Raw genomic sequence first — 17,972 nt, forward strand, 5'->3', positions numbered from 1 at the left:
TGTCGCGATAGAGGTTGCGGACGTATGGACGTCTGCTTCATTCTCGATAGATCAGAGCATCCCTAAGCAGAGATATGCATGCGTAGATTTTCTCAACAAGATGGCCGAGGACTTTAGAGACTTCAGCGACCGTGTAAAAGATGAGAACGTGCAAGCCGCCCTCAATTCAATATCCGTCCGTGCTGGAGAAACAATCCAGCGCCGAACGAACAAAGGCGGGTATCCCATAGACTTCACGGTCAAGGATATCCAGGATCTCCTCGAAGCATCGAGCGAGTTATTGAAAATGCTTCCGGAGGCGCCTCCGCCTCCACCGGTTGGTGAGGACGCACCGAATTGGTTCGATGTTCACTTGTTAGCTGACCATCTAGATCAGATCGCCCAGGATCAAGGCGGCAATGTCGCTGGCTTCATCTCAACGCTTGGTTTGCGTATCCGATCCATGGTGGCCGACGCGCGGCTTGGATCGGTGATTGGAGACGATGACAAGCTCTCGTTCTCCGACTGGCTAGCTGATTACGTTGGAGCCGACCAGGCCAAAACCGGATCGGTCGCCGTTATTGATCTTTCCCTCGTTCCCACGGAGATCATTCACACCGTAGTCGCGGTCCTGGGCCGATTGGTCTTCGAGGCCCTGCAACGCTATCGACGACTTCATCCAGAAGGGCGCTCGCTGCCCACTGCGATCGTCCTGGAGGAGGCCCACTCGTTCATTCGCAAGGGCCGCGACGATGATCTTTCCAGTGCCGCCGCCCTGTGTCGGGAGACATTCGAGCGCATCGCTAGAGAGGGCCGCAAGTTCGGTCTCGGCATGGTTCTTTCTTCGCAAAGGCCCAGTGAGCTGTCTGCGACGGTCTTGGCTCAATGCAACACGTTCTTGCTTCACCGCATCGTCAACGACGTTGACCAAGACCTTATCCGTCGGCTAGTGCCCGACAACGTGGGCGGACTGCTGAGAGACCTCCCCTCTCTACCATCGCGGCAAGCAGTCCTTCTTGGGTGGGCCACGCCTATGCCAATCCTAGTAGAGATGACGGAGCTGCATGAAGATCATCGGCCCCAATCGGCTGATCCTGATTTCTGGGAGGTCTGGACTGGTTCAGAAGAGCGCAAGATCGACTGGAATTCGGTCGCGGATGACTGGATGGGCAAGGCCGCACCTGAGAATGAAGGATAGCCCCAAGCCTGGGCTAGCTAGCACCCCCTTAGTGCCGCGCCTCGCAATGCCATCGCATCGACAAGTGCGTGATGACGCCGAGATTGCTGCTCTGGATGTGTTTGCCACCAGCGTTCAAGCTCCGAATGCAGTCCATCAAGACGCACCCATGACACCGTGGGCGTAGGACCTTCCGGCTCAGGTGCATCTAGCCCATCGATCACATACTGGCAAAGAGCCCGATCGTGGCCGGAGTCATAGTGGATGCGGGGGTTCGATAAGCCTGCCAGAAAGTCACGCAACCGATGCGTCAGGGTGTTGTCATCCAGTGCGGCGTCGCCACGCTCCAGTAGTGGATATACAACTGATCGAACCCATGGCGCCGGATCGGTAGGAAGAGGATCGCGCTCCGCATAAAAGCTATGTTGCTCGTCGGCAGATACCAATGCGATAGAAACCAGTTCCGACGCGAGTACATCAGCCCACTCGCAGTCTAGGTACAGGTCCACGGCATCTCCCTTCATGCATGCGCCACGCGCTGATCGTACTAGCCTAAGTCGTAGAACAGCTCTGCATAGTACTCGCCCATGCCCAGCGGCACCTGTTTCAGGGTTTCTTTGACGGCATCAGGAATCCATTGAAGCAGTCGCATGACTTCGTCGTTGCTGTCGTCAGTAATTGGCGATGACTTAATGGCGGGATAGAAGTCCTCCTCGATCTTGCTTCTGAGGGTCTTCTCCGCATCTGCCTGGCTGCCCGCCACAGCAACACATACCCGCACGCCTTCCCCTGTCGCGTGCCAGACCAGATAACTGATGTGCCAGCCGCCTTCAAGAAATCTTGGCGAAGTGAGCTCATTTGCCATGACGAGTGCCCCGAATATCGCGCATGGAGACCTCGGCTTCGCCTCATGCACCGACGAATTACCTGGTGCACGCATGGTTACGGTGCCGCTCTCCGAATCGCCATAAGCATTCTACGCCGACGAATCGCAGACCATCTCGCTAACGCGAAAAGAGATCCCCGAAGTGGCCCTTCATGTCGCTTCATCGCACGTGCATGGCCATGCCGAAGCATGGCTTTTTCCCATCGAAAAATACGGCTTTGTGAGAATTGTTGGACGACAAGAAGTTGACTAATAGACGTCCAAACGCACCTTGCAATAGTCCGGACGAAGTGGTCTATTTCCAAGCATCCACTGTTTTGTCGAAGGATCAGGTGATCCTATGCAAGAGCAGTACGAGCTATTCCGTCGAGAGTTGTATGACGAGTTCGGACCTTATGTCCCGCTCTCCCGCGTTTGGCGGAAGCTCTCTTATCCAAGCCTAGACGCCGCACGCAAAGCTGCTTCACGTGGCTTGCTACCGATTCCTTGTGTTTCCTTGCCCGGGCGCCGAGGAACATTTCTGCTAAGCCTTGATGTGGCGGCATGGCTTTCGGATGCGGTTCAACGCGCCGAGCGGCCCGCATTGGTCAAGAGCGGGCACTTACCATGAAAGACTTGAGGCGCTCCTTCGCCGAAGCTGGATCGCGTCCACCAAAGCGAAGTGACGGTGGGTTCGGACAGCGAGCGATTGCGTATATCCGCCTGGGTCAGCGGCGCCTAAACGGCAGTAGGCGGCGATCGATGCAACAAGCAAGGCCGCACAGCCGATAAAACAAAGCCGCTGCTCGCGAGAGCGGCGGCTTTAACGTTTTTCAGGCAGAGAAGCAGTCAGCGCTTCAGGAGGGCAGAGAAAAACTACGTAGGCCAACCAGCGGGAAACTAAAAAGCCTACCGAGTTTGCGGCTCGCGTAGGCTTTAGTAGGTGCATGACTGGCTGGTCAGCACCTCTAGGTTCCTGCGCCCCTTATGAAAAGTCAATAGGCCTCTGTGGAGGCCTAGATGGCTGCGCTCGACCTAACGGTAACCCTGTGGCTTGCCGGCAGGGAAGTGCGCACCTAGAGGAGAAAAAACATGGCAACAAGCGCGCTACAAATCAAACGGCCGGTTGTCGACGAACAACGCCTTGGTGGGCTCAGCGAACGAGAGCGGTACGAGGTCTATGAACGTGCTGGATACAACCCCTTCCAGATCACGCAACTGGAGTGGATGGTTGCCGAAAGCGGTCAACGCCCCGTAGGCAAGGGCGCCCTGCAGAACGTCAAGGTCCAACTCGCCTCGGCCAAGTGCGGCGCTATTCGGATTCTTGAAAGCCACACGTGTGAACGTCCATTCGCCTACGAGCTCGAGATGGATGGCACCGTACAGGGCTACTACTCGCAATTTCCTTGTCGCCACGTCCTCCGAACTAGCGAGGGAGGTGCGAAGCACGTTTCCAACGCAACACTCGATTTCCTTGTCTTTCATCAGGATCGAGTCGAACTAGTTGAGTGCAAGCCAGAAAGGTGGCTGGAAAAGCATCAACATCCGGGCGAGTGGGAGAAGAACGGCGAGGACTGGACTTGCAGACCTTATGAGCGATGGGCGAACGAGAGAGATTTCCTCTTTCGCGTGTGGATGCCACCCGAGCCCGTCGCGAATTACCTGCGCAACCTGGAGGCGATGTATGCCTTGAAGCAGCTACCTCTCGGGCCAGACGAGATGCGAATTGCCGAGCGGTCACTGGATCTTCTGGCAGCTAGACCGTACTCCATCGAAGAACTTGGCGATGCGGTACCGGGATTTCGTGAGCGTATTGCTTTGGCTCTTCTGGCGGATCGGCGGTGTTATGGCCTGGTTACGAGCACGCCGATTACCTTGCCTCAACACTTCTATTTGTACTCGACATGGGAGCAAGCACGGCAGGTCGATGCCTTAGCTTTTCAGGCGCTAGTTCGAGCGACGAGTCAACCCGCTGTTCACGATGCCATCGGGCTCGCGACCACGACGGATTACAACGCTGCGAAGAGACGGCTGGCACGGCTTGAGCGCATCGAACGTGGTGTCGAAAAACCTACAGTACGCATGAAGCAACTAGCTTCCAGCGTTAAGAATGCGGTATCGGAAGGCTTATCACCCCTGTCGGCTTGCCTGACGAACTACGCAAAGAGTGGCAACCGCCAAGCACGCCTTGACCCTACCCAGCAGCAATGTTTGGAATGGGTCATTCGCGTGCTTTGGAATCGCGGAAAAGTCAGAACACTAAAGAATCTGTGGTTTGAATTGGAGAAGGTCTGCAACCTTCACCGCGCAACCACCCCATCCATAGAAACGCTATACCGATACGTGCGGCAAGAAGACTCAACCAAAAGGGCGTTGGCTACAGGCGGCATGCGTGCTTATCAAGCCGCTCGACCCATCTCCGATCCCACTATGCGGTCGGGAAAAGCCATCGGCTTCGGCCATACGCTGCACATCGACTCATCGCAATTCGACAATCGATGCGAACCTGTTGTCGAGATCGATTTCTGCGGTGACAAGCCATGGTTCTATATCGGTATCGACGAAGCGACGGGCATGCCAATGGCCCACTCGCTCTATTTCGGAAAGGCATGCACCAATGGGTTGGCGCTTCTGCTGCGCGACTTCGTTCGAAGGCACGGATTTCTTCCCTCGGTCATCGTCCTCGATCGCGGCTCAGAAAATGACTCCCTCTGGCTCAAAGCATTCTGCCTAGAGAACGGTATCACGCTTCTCTGGGCACCCACTGGGGGTAGTCGCTACAACGGCCAAGCCGAGTGCGCCATCAAGCAAGTCAACATAAATGTCGCTCATGACTTGCCAGGCTCGACCGAGCCAGACATGAGAGGTCGGAAGGTCGACGGCAAATTCAAGAGCCGCAAAACAGCGAAGCTGGCATTTATGACTATTTGTAGAGCGTTCGAAGAGTATCTGTACGGCGATCTGCCCAACACACCTGGAGAGGGTGATTGTACGCCCATCGAACGCAGAGATGAGGTTGTCGGGCGCTTTGGTGTCATGGGCACGCCACAACAGCTTGACGATGATTTTCAAATCAAGACGTCCGTTCCCGTCGATTTCAAAGGCAAGGCTACAGAAAAGCGAGGCATCCGAACCGGCCGTGGCATCTTCACCAGTGAAGAACTTCGGTTTTTGTTGAGGACATCGCAACCTGATGAGGTGAGGCAGGATTGTGAAGATTCGATGCTGCTTTTTGTCAGGGTGCGATCGCAGTGGTTGAAGGCCTATCACAGCGGCATCTTCTCGACCGCGTCCCTGCGTCCCCTGGAAAAGCTGTTTGAATTCCTTTGGTCTCCCCACGCACGGCGTGGCCGGCGGCTGCGGAAGCTTGATGTCGATCGCCCTCGATATCACCGCAACCAGGCTCACGCGGTCGCTGTGGAACCGGAACAGTCATCGCCTGAGAAGCAGGGTAAGGACGCAGAAGTTGCTACTGCAGAAGTCAGTGACAGTGACGCCATCCCCGCGGTGTGCTGGGACAACTACTCACCACTTTCAGCGGAGTAGCGCGATGAACAGAGTCTTTCCTCATGCGCAATTCGTTGAAGCACGCGTCGAGCTCAAGCGAGCACTCGAAAACCCCAAGCGCGGTCGGTTCATCTTTGTTATTGGCCCCTCTGGTATCGGAAAAACGACTGTTCGTCAGGCCATACTACGCACAATATGCGGCAAGCCGGCTTACTGGGGTGCAGGACGCATCCCAGTCATTGAAGTATTTGCGCTTCTAGCTCAGAGGGCGTACTTCAATCCGCGCTCCCTCGCAGAATCTTTGGTCTATGAACTGATTGCGCCCAACCCTCGATGGTTGCGGGACAGCGATGACCCAGATAACCCAACGTATGCAATGGTAAAGGCGGAGATCGAACGGGCGCACCGTGAGCTCCTTGGCATGCCACGTCCTAACGTGACGGAGGAGTCCATGTGGCGATTATTCCAGCAACTTGCTGCCTCGCGAGGCATGTGGCTAGCGGCTATTGATCAGGCCCATGCCCTCTGCACCAACCATCGCAACAAAGATCCCGCCGACCACATTCTCAATTTGATGTCCATTTTGGACAGCGGCGATCTGAACTTTCTGCTAAGTGGCGTCCATGGTGCCGCTGACCTATGGGCGCAGCGTCCAGAGGTTCGGCGACGCTCGACCTTGATCTGGATGCGTCCATATAGCTACGAGCGCAGAGAGGATCGCGACCCATTTCTAACACTTCTGCGAACCTTGGGTCATGAGTATTCCTTCTCCAGACCTGCGCTTTTGTTTGAGATGGCTGCCGAGCTAATGGCGGCTTCCGCTGGGATCTTTGGTGTTCTGAGAAAAATCTTGGCAGACGCCAAAGAGCGGGCTGACAGTGCGGGCCGCCATGCGATCACGAAGAACGACATCACCGGTTCGTATTACGGCGATCGGGACTACGAAAAAATGTGGGAGGACGTAAAGTTCTTTGAGGCGGTCATGAAATCGGCAAATACAAAGGCGAGGGCGGTGATGGTTGCTAGCGCCTGGGGGCTAAAGAAAAGAGCCTCCACGGCCACCGAGGATGATCCCAAGCCTGCGTCAAAGGTTAATTGCGATGGGTGAGGGAAAGTTCGTCTGGACAGCACTTCCACCGCTGCCTTTACGTGGGCTTGCATCGGAATTGGTCGAATCAATCGACTACTACGTATTGCGGATGTCCTGGACGACGGGCTGGTCGCTGTCTCAGATCATGGGCCTACTAGCAAGCAGCAATGGTCGGTCCGGATCTGGTCAGCGACTTCGCTGTTATCGCACGGACGAAGAAGCTGAAAGGCTCGTTTTGTCTATGGAGAAGTTAGCCGGAGTTCCACATTTAAGGTGTGGAACTCTCTTGCCATTGAAGGACATCATTGGCCGAAAAGCGGTAAGTGGTTGGCGTGGGACACCTCGTCGGTGGTGTCCCCTTTGCTATAAGCGATGGGATGCAACCACGGATTGGGAACCCTTGGTCTGGTCAATACCCCATATCAGTCGATGTCCAATCCATCGCTGTTTGTTTTCAGATAAATGCCCCCGGTGCGGTGCCAAACAACCCGGTGATAGGGCTATCGCCACACGCTGCCTATGCCGCAAATGCAAGGCTTCTTTGGGTGCTGACGGCTCGTTTGCGAAGCAATCCAAGTTGCACGCTTGGGTTGATACGCAAGTACTCAGCCTTGTGAATTTCTGTGCGGAACCAAGCCAGCAAGTATTGTCCGCCGACGTTCTATCGGAGTTGATGTCTGGACTCAAAGCCAAGGCCAATGGTCGAAACCGCATTGATCTGCTCGGTACAGCTGTCAGTTGGAGCGACCCAGGTAATGCGCCAAGTCCTTTGAGCATTCGGGCACTTGTCAACTTGAGCGCATTCCAGGGAGTGCCGGTTGTAGATTTGATAATGAGGCCGAGAGAAGCTATGGAAGCCCCGCTTCTTGACCTATGGAGCGGCTCGCATTGGATAGCTAGCCCTTTTGCGAGGAACGAAGACCCCGTGAAACATGCGCGTTGGTTGGCGAGACGGCTCCTTGACGACAGATCGCTACGGTACATTCCGCCTATAAGCATTCTGGCAAAGGACTCACGCGTATCGTTGATCAAGCTGAGAGAGTTCGATCCGGAGGTATATGCGTGGTATGTCCACGCATATAAAAGACAATGTGGGCCAAGTCTCCGGCAAGCAAGGGAACGTGCTTTTCTTGTCGCCCTAAAATGCTTGGAGAACTTAGATATATCCGGGCGTTCACACCACTATTTTTGGTGGCTGCCTGCGGAGATTGAGAAGAAGTCCCACGTGGATAGGAGCGATGCGGATGTGGCGTTCTATGCGGCCATGAGATACGTACGCCTCCTGGCTAGGGCATTGAAGCATTCAGAGCGGCTGTCCATGGTCACGAACAGTAACCGCTGGATTGAATCCGCTCCCTCACCGGCATCGCCCCTAGCCGCGACATAGAGGCTGCGCTGTTAGTCACGTGTGATGTGGGAGGGCTTACTTCCTAGTTCTCTCATCATGACTACTGCGCTCGCCGGACACAGTTTGGCGAACTGTTGTGTGCTTTGGATGTCGGCGGGTACCTCTTTTCGATCAAGGCGCCGATAGCCGCGAAGGCCGAAATAATCCTCGGCGGAGGTGGTCAGCAGGAATAGCGCATCGACGCCCTTGCCTATGGCGTGCTGATGGACGGCGTCCACCAGTTGCTGTCCCAGACCATGCCCTTGCATCATTGGATGGACTGCTAACGAGCGCAGTAGTGAATGATCGCCGGTCAATTCGAGGCCGATCACGCCGACTATCTGGTTGGCGTCTCGAATAACAAAGAGCTCCACGGCATTGGCGTCTAAGAGATCGGACGTGGGCAGATCGGCTTCGGTCAGCAGGTGCAGGATGGCTTCATGGTCCTCTGAACCGCCCCGGGATTCCCGGAGGCTCCAACTCTTGAGAGGATGGAGCGATGGAAACCCCGAAGAAGAAGTCGCCGACGTATTCCCCGGAGGTCCGGGAGCGAGCGGTGCGGATGGTGTTCGAACACCAGAAGGATCACACCTCGCAGTGGGCGACGATCGAGTCGATCGCGGGCAAGATCGGCTGCACGGCGCAGACGCTGTGCAACTGGGTGCGCCAGGCCGAGCGTGACCAGGGCTTGCGCGAGGGCCTGAGCACCTCTGAGCGCGAGAAGATGAAGGCCTTGGAGCGCGAGGTGCGTGAGCTGCGCCAGGCCAACGAGATCCTGCGCAAGGCGTCGGCGTATTTTGCCCAGGCGGAGCTCGACCGCCGGTTCAAGCCATGACGACGTTCATCGACGACCACCGGGACGTCTATGGGGTCGAGCCGATCTGCAAGGTGCTGCCGATCGCCCCGTCGACGTACTACCTGCATGCCGCCCGGCGGGCCGATCCGGCCAAGGCACCGGCGCGCGTGCAGCGGGACGCGCAGCTGGGCACCGCCATCCAGCGGGTGTGGGACGAGAACCGCCGGGTCTACGGGGTGCGCAAGGTCTGGCGACAGCTGCGGCGCGAATCGGTCGACGTCGCCCGCTGCACGGTGGCGCGGTTGATGAAGCGACGCGGGTTACGCGGTGTGATCCGGGGCAAGGGCGTGAAGACGACGGTCAGCGACACGGCGGCGCCCTGTCCGCGGGACCGGGTGAACCGGCAGTTCCGGGCCGAGCGTCCGAATGCGCTGTGGGTCGCCGACTTCACGTACGTGTCGACCTGGCAGGGACACCTGTTCGTGGCCTTCGTCATCGACGTGTACGCTCGCCGCATCGTCGGCTGGAAGGTATCGAGCACGATGCGCACCGACTTCGTGCTCGACGCCCTGGAGCAGGCGCTGCATGCCCGTAGGCCCTTCGACGAAGGCGGCCTGATCCATCACAGCGACCGCGGATCGCAGTACGTGTCCATCCGCTACACCGAGCGCCTGGCCGAGGCCGGTATCGAAGCCTCGGTCGGCAGCGTCGGCGATTCCTACGACAACGCCCTGGCCGAGACGATCAATGGCCTGTACAAGGCCGAGGTGATCCATCGGCGGTCCTGGCCGAACCGCCCGGCGGTGGAATGGGCCACGCTGGAGTGGGTGGACGGGTTCAACCACCAGCGGTTGCTGGGGCCGATCGGGAACATCCCGCCAGCGGAAGCCGAGGCGGCTTACTATCGGCAACAGGCTGCGCTGCCCAAGGCGGCGTGACTCAAACCAAACAGCCTCCGGGATTCCCGGGGCGGTTCACTCCGGCTTCGCTTGTTCTACTGGGTTCACAGCGATTATTCCTTGACGCGTTGGCGAGAAGCGACGGATTAGGCCTTCTCCACGGCGCCGGCGGCTTGCGCCAAGGCCCGTTGGATAGCATCACCTTTGCGCTCACTGTAACGGCTGACCAAGTAGTCACTGTGACCACGCACCATAAAGGTGAACTTCATGAGTTCCTCCATGACGTCCACGACTCGGTCGTAGAACGCCGAGGGCTTCATGCGGCCCTCTTCGTCGAATTCCTGCCAGGCCTTGGCCACCGACGATTGGTTCGGAATGGTCACCATGCGCATCCATCTGCCAAGCACTCGCAGCGAGTTCACCACGTTGAAGGATTGGGAGCCGCCGCAGACCTGCATCACCGCCAAGGTGCGGCCCTGTGTTGGGCGCACGCTGCCGTCTTCGAGAGGCAACCAATCAATCTGGTTCTTGAAGACGCCGGTGATCGTGCCGTGGCGCTCTGGGCTCACCCACACCTGACCCTCAGACCAGTTAGACCATTCCCGCAGCCGCTGCACCTCGGAATGCGTGGCCGGCACACTGTCCAGCAGTGGCAGCTGGTGAGGATCGAACACTCGGGTTTCAGCCCCCAGGTGCCGCAGGATCCGTTCGGCCTCCAGTGCGAGCTTCCGGGAGAAGGACTGGGGGCGCAGGGAGCCGTAAGAGGATCAGGACGCGGGGCGGATGACCGGCGTCTTCGCTGGCGCGAAGCCGGAGCGCGTCGGTGGCGGGCAGGAGGTCTGCTTGGAGATGCGGTAGATCGATGTTCATGGGCTTGTTCGGAATCCAATGTTTCGACTATTCTAGTTTTATGGAAACAAACGAAGCAATCGCCGCCTTGACCGCGCTGGGCCATGCCAAGCGCCTGGCTATTTTCCGTTTGCTGGTAGTGGCCGGCCCGATGGGACGCATGGCCGGTGACATCGGCGACGAGCTGGGTGTGCCCGGCGCCACGTTGTCCTTTCACCTGAAAGAACTGGTGCAGGCCAGGTTGATCACGGCCGAGCCGCAGGGGCGCTTCGTTTGCTATCGCGCCGCCTTCGAGGCCATGAACGGCCTGATTGCCTACCTGACCCACAACTGTTGCGCGGGCAGTCCGCAAGCCGAGTGCGCCCCGATGTCTACGGCGTGCTTGCCCGGCGACGCCTGCTGCTGACCCTCTGAGGATTGCACGTGACCCATCGCGTTCTGTTCGTTTGCACGGGCAACTCTGCTCGCAGCGTCTTGGCCGAAGCGACCTTGCGCGCCTGGGGCGGCGCCAGGTTCGAGGCGTTCAGTGCCGGCAGCCAACCCACCGGTAGGATCAACCCTTACGCGCTCGACACGCTCGCGGAGGCAGGCATGTCGACGGCCGGACTGCGCAGCAAATCCTGGGACGAGTTCTCGGGAAATGGAGCGCAGCCTATCGACCTGGTGGTAACGGTCTGCGACAGCGCGGCATCGGAACCGTGTCCGGTGTTCTTCGGTGATTTTATGCGCACCCATTGGGGGCTGCCCGATCCGGCTGCCGTAGAGGGTGGTGATGCCGAAAAGCGGGCGGCCTTTGCGCGGGCGCACGCCATCATCAAGGCGCGCCTCATGGCCTTCCTTACCTTGTCGCCGGAAACTTGGGCAGATCGTGAGGCGCTGAAGTTGGCCTTGGATCGCATCGGGTTTATCCAGTCCGAGGACGCCACCCATGTCTGAGCCTGGTGTCGCACGCCCGGCCATAGGATTGTTCGAGCGCTACCTGACACTATGGGTGGGGGCCTGCATCGTGCTGGGTACGGCGTTGGGTCACTGGTTGCCAGAGCCGTTTGCTGTCCTGGGCGCCATGGAAGTGGTCAAGGTGAATCTACCGATCGCCCTGCTCATCTGGCTGATGATCGTGCCGATGTTGCTGCGGATTGATCTGGGCGCCATGCGCCAGGTGGGGCGACACTGGAAAGGCATCGGCGTCACGCTCTTCATCAACTGGGCCGTAAAGCCCTTCTCGATGGCCCTGCTGGCATGGCTTTTCCTGCGCCACGTCTTTGCTGGGCACCTGCCGACGGAACGGATCGACAGCTATGTGGCGGGCCTGATCCTACTGGCCGCCGCGCCGTGTACCGCGATGGTGTTTGTGTGGAGCAACCTCTGCCGGGGCGAGCCGAACTTCACGCTCAGTCAGGTTGCCATCAATGACGGCATCATGGTGGTGGCCTTTGCACCCTTGGTTGCGCTGCTGCTGGGCGTGTCAGCCATCACGGTGCCCTGGGCCACCTTGGTTCTGTCAGTAGCGCTCTACATCGTGGTGCCTGTGATTGGGGCCACTGTGTTACGCCGATGGATCATGGCGCGTGGAGGGGAGGCGGCGTTGGCGGAATGGTTACGCCCGCTGGGCTCTATGTCGCTCGGCGCATTGCTGATCACCTTGACGCTGCTGTTCGGGTTCCAGGGTAAACAGATCCTGGCTCAACCTCTGATCATTGCCATGCTCGCGGTGCCGATCCTGGTGCAGGTGTATTTCACCTCCGGGTTGGCTTATTTGTTGAACCGCTGGCTTGGTGTGGAGCATTGCGTGGCAGGCCCCTCGGCGTTGATCGGTGCCAGCAACTTCTTCGAGTTGGCAGTGGCTGCGGCTGTTAGCCTGTTTGGCTTGAGCTCGGGCGCCGCCTTGGCCACGGTGGTCGGCGTACTCGTCGAAGTGCCTGTGATGCTCTCGGTTGTCCGTGTCGTGAACGGCTCGAAAGATTGGTACGAGCGTCCAAAGAAAGAGTTGTGCCGTACCTGATCGGTTGCCATGCGCTGTTCGAGAGAACAGTTGATAGCTCGCTCCTTGAGCAGGGCGCAGAAGCTACGTGACCAAGTTCAAGGCGAATCGACTCCTGAAAATGACAGGAGTCTGGTCTCTCAGGGTCTTGTGGCTCTCTCGCCTTGAATTCCATATCAGTGAAGATCGGCAACTCGCTGATATACGGCTCTTTTAGGCGAAAAGCCGAGAGGCATAGTTTGTTCGGGGTTCGAACGCCATAGTTTGTGCAAGCCGCACAAACTATACGCCTGTGAACACAAGTAAATGCGGAAAACGCCGCGTCACCCGGACGCATTTGCACCACCCGGGCGCGTTGTCCATCATTGGTGCAATGAGTGAAGTCGGCTGGCGCGCGTGGGCGGAGCAGATGTCGACCGGGCTGGCCCTGGTCGATGCCGAGCTGCGCCTGCGCTGGATCAACCCCGCGCTGGCCGAGTGGCTGGCGCTGGGGCCGCGCAGCGCGGTGGGCCAGCCGCTGGGGGCGCTGCTGCACGATCCTTCCCTGCTCACGCAGGCGGCGCGGGTGCTGGCCGAGCAGCGCTCGCTGCAGTGGCGCGGGCTGGCGCTGGTGGCGGCCGACGGGCGCGCGCTGCGGGTGGACGCGGCCCTGCAGGCGCTCGATGCCGGCACGCTGCTGTTGGAGGTGCATCCGCTGGCCGAGGCCAGCACGGCTTCCTCGCCGCTCTCGGCCACGCTGCGCGGCTTCGCGCACGAGGTGAAGAACCCGCTGGCCGGGCTGCGCGGGGCGGCGCAGCTGCTGGAGCGCCGCCTGGCCGACGAGGACCTCAAGGCCCTGGCCGGCCTGGTGATCGCCGAGGCCGACCGCCTGACCACGCTGGCCAACCGCCTGCTGCGCCACGACGGCGCGCCGCGGCTGGGTCCGCTCAACATCCACGAGGTGCTGGAGCGGCTGGACGCGTTGCTGCACGCCGAGCCGGCCGCGCCGCGCGTGCTGCACGACTACGACCCGAGCTTGCCCGACGTGCAGGGCGACAGCGACCGCGTGCTGCAACTGCTGCTCAACCTCGCCCGCAACGCGATCGAGGCGGGCGCGCGCAACCTGGTGTTCCGCACCCGCGTCGAGCACGCCGTGCGGCTGGGTGAGCGCCTGCTGCGCAGCGCCCTGCGGGTGGAAGTGATCGACGACGGCGCCGGCATCCCGCCCGCGCTGCGCGATACGCTGTTCGAGCCGCTGGTCTCCGGCCGCGCCGACGGCAGCGGCCTGGGCCTGGCGCTGGCGCGCGAGATCGCCCGCGAGCACGGCGGCGAGCTGCGCTACGTCAGCCGCCCAGGCGAGACGGTGTTCTCCCTCTACTTGCCGATGGGCGCGACGCATGGCTGATTCGAAGCGGGAAGTCTGGATCGTCGACGACGACCGCGCGGTGCGCTTCGTGCTGGCCGAGGCGCTGCGCGACGCCGGCCACGCGGTGCGCGAGTTCGGCGAGGCGGCGGCGGTGCGCGAGGCGCTGCGCACGGCCTCGCCCGCGCTGCTGCTCACCGACGTGCGCATGCCCGGCGAGGACGGCCTGCGCCTGCTCGACGCGCTCAAGGCCGAGGGCGTGGGGCCGGTGATCGTGATGAGCGCCTACACCGACGTCGCCACCACCGCCGCCGCCTACCGCGCCGGTGCGGTGGACTACCTCGCCAAGCCGTTCGACCTCGACCAGGCGGTGGCGGCAGTGGGCCGCGCGCTGGCCGAGGTGCCGGCCGCCGCCGCGCCGGCGCCGGCGCCGCAGGCGGCCGCCGCCAGTCACGCCCTGCTCGGCGAGAGCGCGCCGATGCGCGAGGTGTTCCGGCTGATCGGCCGCGTGGCCGCCAGCGAACTCAACGTGCTGATCACCGGCGAGACCGGCACCGGCAAGGAGCTGGTGGCGCGCGCCCTGCACGAGGAAAGCGCGCGGCGCGGCAAGCCCTTCGTGGCGCTCAACACCGCGGCCATCCCGAGCGAACTGCTGGAGAGCGAGCTGTTCGGCCACGAGGCCGGCGCCTTCACCGGCGCCACCCGCCGCGTGGCCGGGCGCTTCGAGCAGGCCGAGGGCGGCACGCTGTTCCTCGACGAGATCGGCGACATGCCGCTGATCCTGCAGACGCGCCTCTTGCGCGTGCTGGCCGGCGGCGAGTTCTACCGCGTGGGCGGGCGCGAGCTGATCCGCTGCAACGTGCGCATCATCGCCGCCACCCACCAGGACCTCGACGCGCGCGTCGCGGCCGGGCAGTTCCGCGCCGACCTCAAGCATCGCCTGGACGTGGTGCGCATCGAGCTGCCGCCGCTGCGCTCGCGCCGCAGCGACATCCCGCTGCTGGCGCGCCACTTTCTCGCCGCCGCCGCGCAGGAGCTGAAGCTGCCGCCCAAGCGCTTCGCCAAGAGCGCGCTCAAGGCGCTGGAGCTGCGCGACTTCCCCGGCAACGTGCGCGAGCTGGAGAACCTGTGCCGGCGCCTGGCGGTGATCGCGCCCGGCGCGGAGATCCATGGCGCCGACCTCGGCCACGCCAACCACGCCGCGGCCGGTGGCGACTGGACCGACGCGCTGCGCGACTGGGCCGCGCGCGAGCTGGCCGCCGGCGAGACCGACATCCACGCCCGTGCCCGCGAGGCGCTGGACCGCGCCCTGCTGCAGGCCGCGCTGGAGGCCCACGGCGGCCATCGCCAGCACGCCGCCGCCGCGCTGGGCGTGGGCCGCAACACGCTCACCCGTAAGCTGGGCGCCTCGCGCACGCGGCGCCCGAACAAGCACTGATCCGGAGCCACCCATGCCTTTGTCCGTCCGTCCCGCCCGCCGCGGGGACCTCGCCCACCTGGTTGCCTGGAACGCCGCGATGGCGTGGGAGACCGAAGCCAAGCGGCTCGACGGCGCCGTGCTCGAACGCGGCGTGGCCGCGGTGTTCGACGAGCCGCGCCGCGGCTTCTACCTGGTGGCCGAGCGCGGCGGCGCGGCGGTGGGCAGCCTGCTCGTCACCTACGAATGGAGCGACTGGCGCTGCGGCGACTTCTGGTGGATCCAGAGCGTGTACGTGGTGCCCGAGGCGCGCCGCGGCGGCGTGTTCCGCACGCTGTACGCCGAGGTCGCGGCACGCGCCCGCGCCGCCGGCGCGGTGGGCCTGCGGCTCTATGTGGAGACCGAGAACCGGCGCGCCCAGGCCACCTACGAGGGGCTCGGCATGGAGCGCTGCCACTACTTCATGTACGAGCGCACGCCGCTGGGCTGAGCGGCGCGCGGCGGTGCCTGTAGGAGCGCGCCTCGCGCGCGACGCTCTTCGGGAACGCAATGTCCCCCCGCACGGAACGGTCGCGCGCAAGGCGCGCTCCTACAGGGGCCCGATAGGTTTCAGTGCAGGGGGGTGTCCGGTGCGCCGAACCGCCCATGCCCGTCGAGCAGGATGCGGCCCAGCGCATGCAACTCGGCCGAGGTGCCGTAGCGCGCACTGAGCGCGCCCAGCAGGGGGCCGAGCGCCGCGGGCGCGAGCGGGTAGGCGTGCGCCAGCACGCGGGCGCGGCCGCCGTCGCCGCGTTCGGCCACCGTCACCGCGACCACGCCCAGGCCGGGTGCCTCGTGGGCGTACAGCGTTGGCGCTTCGCCGGCCGCGGGCTCGGCCAGCGCTTCGAGCAGGCTGCCGGACGGCGCGCCGTCGCCCGGGGCGTCCAGCGCTAGCGGCACGCGGTGCGCGCCGAGCAGCGCGGCGTACTGGCGCAGCTCGAACACGATGCCGGCGACCTCGTGCGCGCGCTGCGCCGCCTCGCCCGGCTGGCCGGCGAGCCAGGCGGCGGGCGACTGCGCCAGCACCCGGCCGGCGTGATAGCGCAGCGGCAGGCCGCGCGCGCTCAGCGTGGCCTCGTCGCGGTAGGGCGTGAGCAGGGCGGCTTCCAGCAGCGACCACAGCGGCGCCAGGTTGACGTGCTCGTACTGCACGCAGGTGAGTGCGAGCAGGTCGTTGCGGCTCAGGTAGCGCGCGTGTTCCAGCCGCACGCCGAGCGTGCGCATCAGCCAGTCGGCGGTGCGCGGGCCGGCCTCGCCGCGGCCGACCAGTTCCACCTCCAGTTGCTCGGCCAGTTCGGCGGCGAGCGGCTCGGGCGCCAGCACGCTCAGCGGCAGCAGGCGCATCGGGCCGTCGGCGTAGGCGGCGTCGGGCTCGAGCGGCTGCGCCGGCATGCGGCCCTCGTGGGTGCCGAAGGCCACCACGTTCTCCAGGTGCCCGCGCGGCACGCGGCGGGCCAGCTCGTCCAGCGTGGCCCACACGGGAAAGCCCGGGCGCAGCAGTTCCACCGTGTCGAACAGCGCGCCGGCCAGGGCGAGGCGCGCGCGGTCCACCGCGGGCAGCAGGGCGTTGAGGTCGGCGGCGACCAGGGCGGCGAGCTCGGCGGCCTCGTCGCGGGTCAGGCGCAGGCGCTGCGGCGGCTCGCCGGGGGCAAGTTCCAGGGCCAGCACCACCGGCAGGGCGGTCAGCGTTTGCGCTTCCACTTGCGAGGAATCCGAACGACAGGAAACCGCGATTCTAGCATCCGCCCCTGCGGGCTTTCGCCGCACCAGCGCGCGGGTTAGCCTTGACGGACTTCGGTGGCTCAAGGTCGTTCCAGACATGGACAAGGTGCAAAAGCGGGTCGGCGTGATCGGCGGCGTGCGCATCCCGTTCTGCCGCAACAACACCGCTTACGCGGACGTGGGCAACTTCGGCATGTCGGTGAAGGTGCTCGGCAGCCTGGTCGAGCGCTTCGGCCTGCACGGCGTGGAGCTGGGCGAGGTGGCGATGGGCGCGGTGCTCAAGCACTCCTCGGACTGGAACATCGCGCGCGAAGCGGTGCTCTCCTCCGGCCTCGCGCCGACCACGCCCGGCATCACCACCGCGCGCGCCTGCGGCACCTCGCTGGACAACGCCATCCTCGTTGCCAACAAGATCGCCATGGGGCAGATCGAGGCCGGCATCGCCGGCGGCTCGGACACCACCAGCGACGTGCCGATCGTCTACAGCCCGCGCCTGCGCCGGCGCCTCCTGGCGATCAACCGCGCCAAGGGCTGGCAGGACAAGCTGGCCGCCGCCACCCGCGGCTTCTCGCTGGCCGAGCTCAAGCCCTCCTTCCCCGGCGTGGCCGAGCCGCGCACCGGCATGTCGATGGGCGAGCACTGCGAGAAGATGGCCAAGGAGTGGCACATCGAACGCACCGCCCAGGACCAGCTGGCGCTGGACAGCCACCGGAAGCTCGCCGCGGCCTACGACGCCGGCTTCTTCGAGGACCTGGTGATCCCGTTCCGCGGCTTGAGGCGCGACGGCTTCCTGCGTCCGGACACCTCGCTGGAGAAGCTGGCCTCGCTCAAGCCCGCCTTCGACAAGCTCTCCGGCTTCGGCACGCTCACCGCCGGCAACTCCACCGGCCTCTCCGACGGCGCCGCCGCGGTGCTGCTGGGC

Annotated in this window: 16 protein-coding genes, 1 pseudogene and 1 other annotated feature; of the genes and pseudogenes, 12 read left to right on the forward strand and 5 right to left on the reverse strand. The window is 62.7% G+C overall.

Annotated elements, in window-relative coordinates; translation table 11 throughout:
- Positions 1–1,177 (forward strand): ATP-binding protein (locus ACH65_RS19620; protein WP_237561428.1); only part of this gene is annotated, 1,177 nt, incomplete at its 5' end.
- Positions 1,178–1,194: 17 nt separating this feature from the next.
- On the opposite strand, the gene ACH65_RS19625 is transcribed toward ACH65_RS19620, so the two are convergent.
- Entirely contained in the window at positions 1,195–1,665 is a 471-nt protein-coding gene (locus tag ACH65_RS19625; protein ID WP_153242463.1) for a 3'-5' exoribonuclease, read from the reverse strand.
- Positions 1,666–1,703: 38 nt separating this feature from the next.
- Positions 1,704–2,021: a hypothetical protein gene (locus tag ACH65_RS03335; RefSeq protein ID WP_153242464.1), complete on the reverse strand. Its 318-nt coding sequence runs from the start codon at positions 2,019–2,021 to the stop codon at positions 1,704–1,706.
- Between the two features lie 1,092 nt (positions 2,022–3,113).
- On the opposite strand from ACH65_RS03335, the gene ACH65_RS18765 reads away from it, so the two are divergent.
- The 3 genes from ACH65_RS18765 to ACH65_RS21145 are packed head-to-tail and all read left to right on the forward strand — an operon-like array spanning position 3,114 to position 8,005.
- A complete protein-coding gene (locus ACH65_RS18765; RefSeq protein WP_082190125.1) occupies positions 3,114–5,567 on the forward strand; it encodes an integrase catalytic domain-containing protein in 2,454 nt (817 codons plus the stop codon).
- A 4-nt stretch (positions 5,568–5,571) separates the two neighbouring features.
- Positions 5,572–6,636 (forward strand): AAA family ATPase, encoded by a 1,065-nt coding sequence (locus ACH65_RS18770; RefSeq protein ID WP_161805583.1) that lies wholly within the window; start codon positions 5,572–5,574, stop codon positions 6,634–6,636.
- Positions 6,629–8,005 (forward strand): TniQ family protein, encoded by a 1,377-nt coding sequence (locus ACH65_RS21145; RefSeq protein ID WP_425478258.1) that lies wholly within the window; start codon positions 6,629–6,631, stop codon positions 8,003–8,005. The genes ACH65_RS18770 and ACH65_RS21145 overlap by 8 nt, the downstream gene beginning before the upstream one ends.
- Positions 8,006–8,016: 11 nt before the next feature.
- On the opposite strand, the gene arsN2 is transcribed toward ACH65_RS21145, so the two are convergent.
- Complete coding sequence (gene arsN2 / locus ACH65_RS18545) at positions 8,017–8,439, reverse strand: arsenic resistance N-acetyltransferase ArsN2 (RefSeq protein WP_064504807.1); 423 nt, start codon at positions 8,437–8,439, stop codon at positions 8,017–8,019.
- Between the two features lie 65 nt (positions 8,440–8,504).
- On the opposite strand from arsN2, the gene ACH65_RS03350 reads away from it, so the two are divergent.
- A protein-coding gene (locus ACH65_RS03350) for an IS3 family transposase (RefSeq protein ID WP_237561429.1) occupies positions 8,505–9,739 on the forward strand; the annotation gives its coding sequence in 2 pieces (ribosomal slippage) (positions 8,505–8,802 and positions 8,802–9,739; 1,236 coding nt in all).
- Positions 8,795–8,911: a sequence feature (AL1L pseudoknot), on the forward strand. Its footprint overlaps the gene before it by 117 nt.
- A gap of 107 nt (positions 9,740–9,846) precedes the next feature.
- Here the strand turns inward: ACH65_RS03350 and arsH are convergent.
- Positions 9,847–10,570: pseudogene (gene arsH, locus ACH65_RS03355) on the reverse strand (arsenical resistance protein ArsH).
- A gap of 40 nt (positions 10,571–10,610) precedes the next feature.
- On the opposite strand from arsH, the gene ACH65_RS03360 reads away from it, so the two are divergent.
- The 6 genes from ACH65_RS03360 to ACH65_RS03385 all read left to right on the forward strand — a co-directional run bounded on the left by ACH65_RS03360 (position 10,611) and on the right by ACH65_RS03385 (position 15,779).
- Positions 10,611–10,955, forward strand: coding sequence for an ArsR/SmtB family transcription factor (locus ACH65_RS03360; protein ID WP_049621173.1), 345 nt, complete (start codon positions 10,611–10,613; stop codon positions 10,953–10,955).
- Between the two features lie 17 nt (positions 10,956–10,972).
- Positions 10,973–11,485, forward strand: a complete 513-nt coding sequence (locus ACH65_RS03365) for an arsenate reductase ArsC (RefSeq protein WP_049621167.1) — start codon at positions 10,973–10,975, stop codon at positions 11,483–11,485.
- Positions 11,486–11,507: 22 nt separating this feature from the next.
- Positions 11,508–12,551 carry an ACR3 family arsenite efflux transporter gene (arsB, locus tag ACH65_RS03370; RefSeq protein WP_049621174.1) on the forward strand — a complete coding sequence of 348 codons (1,044 nt, stop codon included), beginning with the start codon at positions 11,508–11,510 and terminating at the stop codon, positions 12,549–12,551.
- Positions 12,552–12,903: 352 nt separating this feature from the next.
- A complete protein-coding gene (locus ACH65_RS03375) occupies positions 12,904–13,914 on the forward strand; it encodes a two-component system sensor histidine kinase NtrB (RefSeq protein WP_049621168.1) in 1,011 nt (336 codons plus the stop codon).
- A complete protein-coding gene (ntrC, locus tag ACH65_RS03380; RefSeq protein WP_049621169.1) occupies positions 13,907–15,310 on the forward strand; it encodes a nitrogen regulation protein NR(I) in 1,404 nt (467 codons plus the stop codon). The genes ACH65_RS03375 and ntrC overlap by 8 nt, the downstream gene beginning before the upstream one ends.
- A 13-nt stretch (positions 15,311–15,323) precedes the next feature.
- Positions 15,324–15,779 (forward strand): GNAT family N-acetyltransferase, encoded by a 456-nt coding sequence (locus ACH65_RS03385; protein ID WP_049621170.1) that lies wholly within the window; start codon positions 15,324–15,326, stop codon positions 15,777–15,779.
- Between the two features lie 119 nt (positions 15,780–15,898).
- Here the strand turns inward: ACH65_RS03385 and ACH65_RS03390 are convergent, their stop codons facing one another.
- Entirely contained in the window at positions 15,899–17,029 is a 1,131-nt protein-coding gene (locus tag ACH65_RS03390; protein ID WP_049621171.1) for a hypothetical protein, read from the reverse strand.
- A 118-nt stretch (positions 17,030–17,147) separates the two neighbouring features.
- Between ACH65_RS03390 and ACH65_RS03395 the strand changes: the two genes are divergently transcribed.
- On the forward strand, positions 17,148–17,972 hold an 825-nt coding region (locus tag ACH65_RS03395), incomplete at its 3' end, for a thiolase family protein (protein ID WP_049621172.1).

The organism is Frateuria defendens, from assembly GCF_001182895.1.
GTDB classification, from domain to species: Bacteria; Pseudomonadota; Gammaproteobacteria; order Xanthomonadales; family Rhodanobacteraceae; genus Frateuria_B; species Frateuria_B defendens.

Coding starts and splice junctions, on each gene's coding strand:
- ACH65_RS03375 (WP_049621168.1), top strand. CDS start 12,904: ATGAGTGAAGTCGGCTGGCGCGCGTGGGCGGAGCAGATGTCGACCGGG.
- ACH65_RS03360 (WP_049621173.1), top strand. CDS start 10,611: ATGGAAACAAACGAAGCAATCGCCGCCTTGACCGCGCTGGGCCATGCC.
- ACH65_RS03385 (WP_049621170.1), top strand. CDS start 15,324: ATGCCTTTGTCCGTCCGTCCCGCCCGCCGCGGGGACCTCGCCCACCTG.
- ACH65_RS21145 (WP_425478258.1), top strand. CDS start 6,629: ATGGGTGAGGGAAAGTTCGTCTGGACAGCACTTCCACCGCTGCCTTTA.
- ACH65_RS18770 (WP_161805583.1), top strand. CDS start 5,572: ATGAACAGAGTCTTTCCTCATGCGCAATTCGTTGAAGCACGCGTCGAG.
- ntrC (WP_049621169.1), top strand. CDS start 13,907: ATGGCTGATTCGAAGCGGGAAGTCTGGATCGTCGACGACGACCGCGCG.
- ACH65_RS18765 (WP_082190125.1), top strand. CDS start 3,114: ATGGCAACAAGCGCGCTACAAATCAAACGGCCGGTTGTCGACGAACAA.
- ACH65_RS03335 (WP_153242464.1), bottom strand. CDS start 2,021: ATGGCAAATGAGCTCACTTCGCCAAGATTTCTTGAAGGCGGCTGGCAC.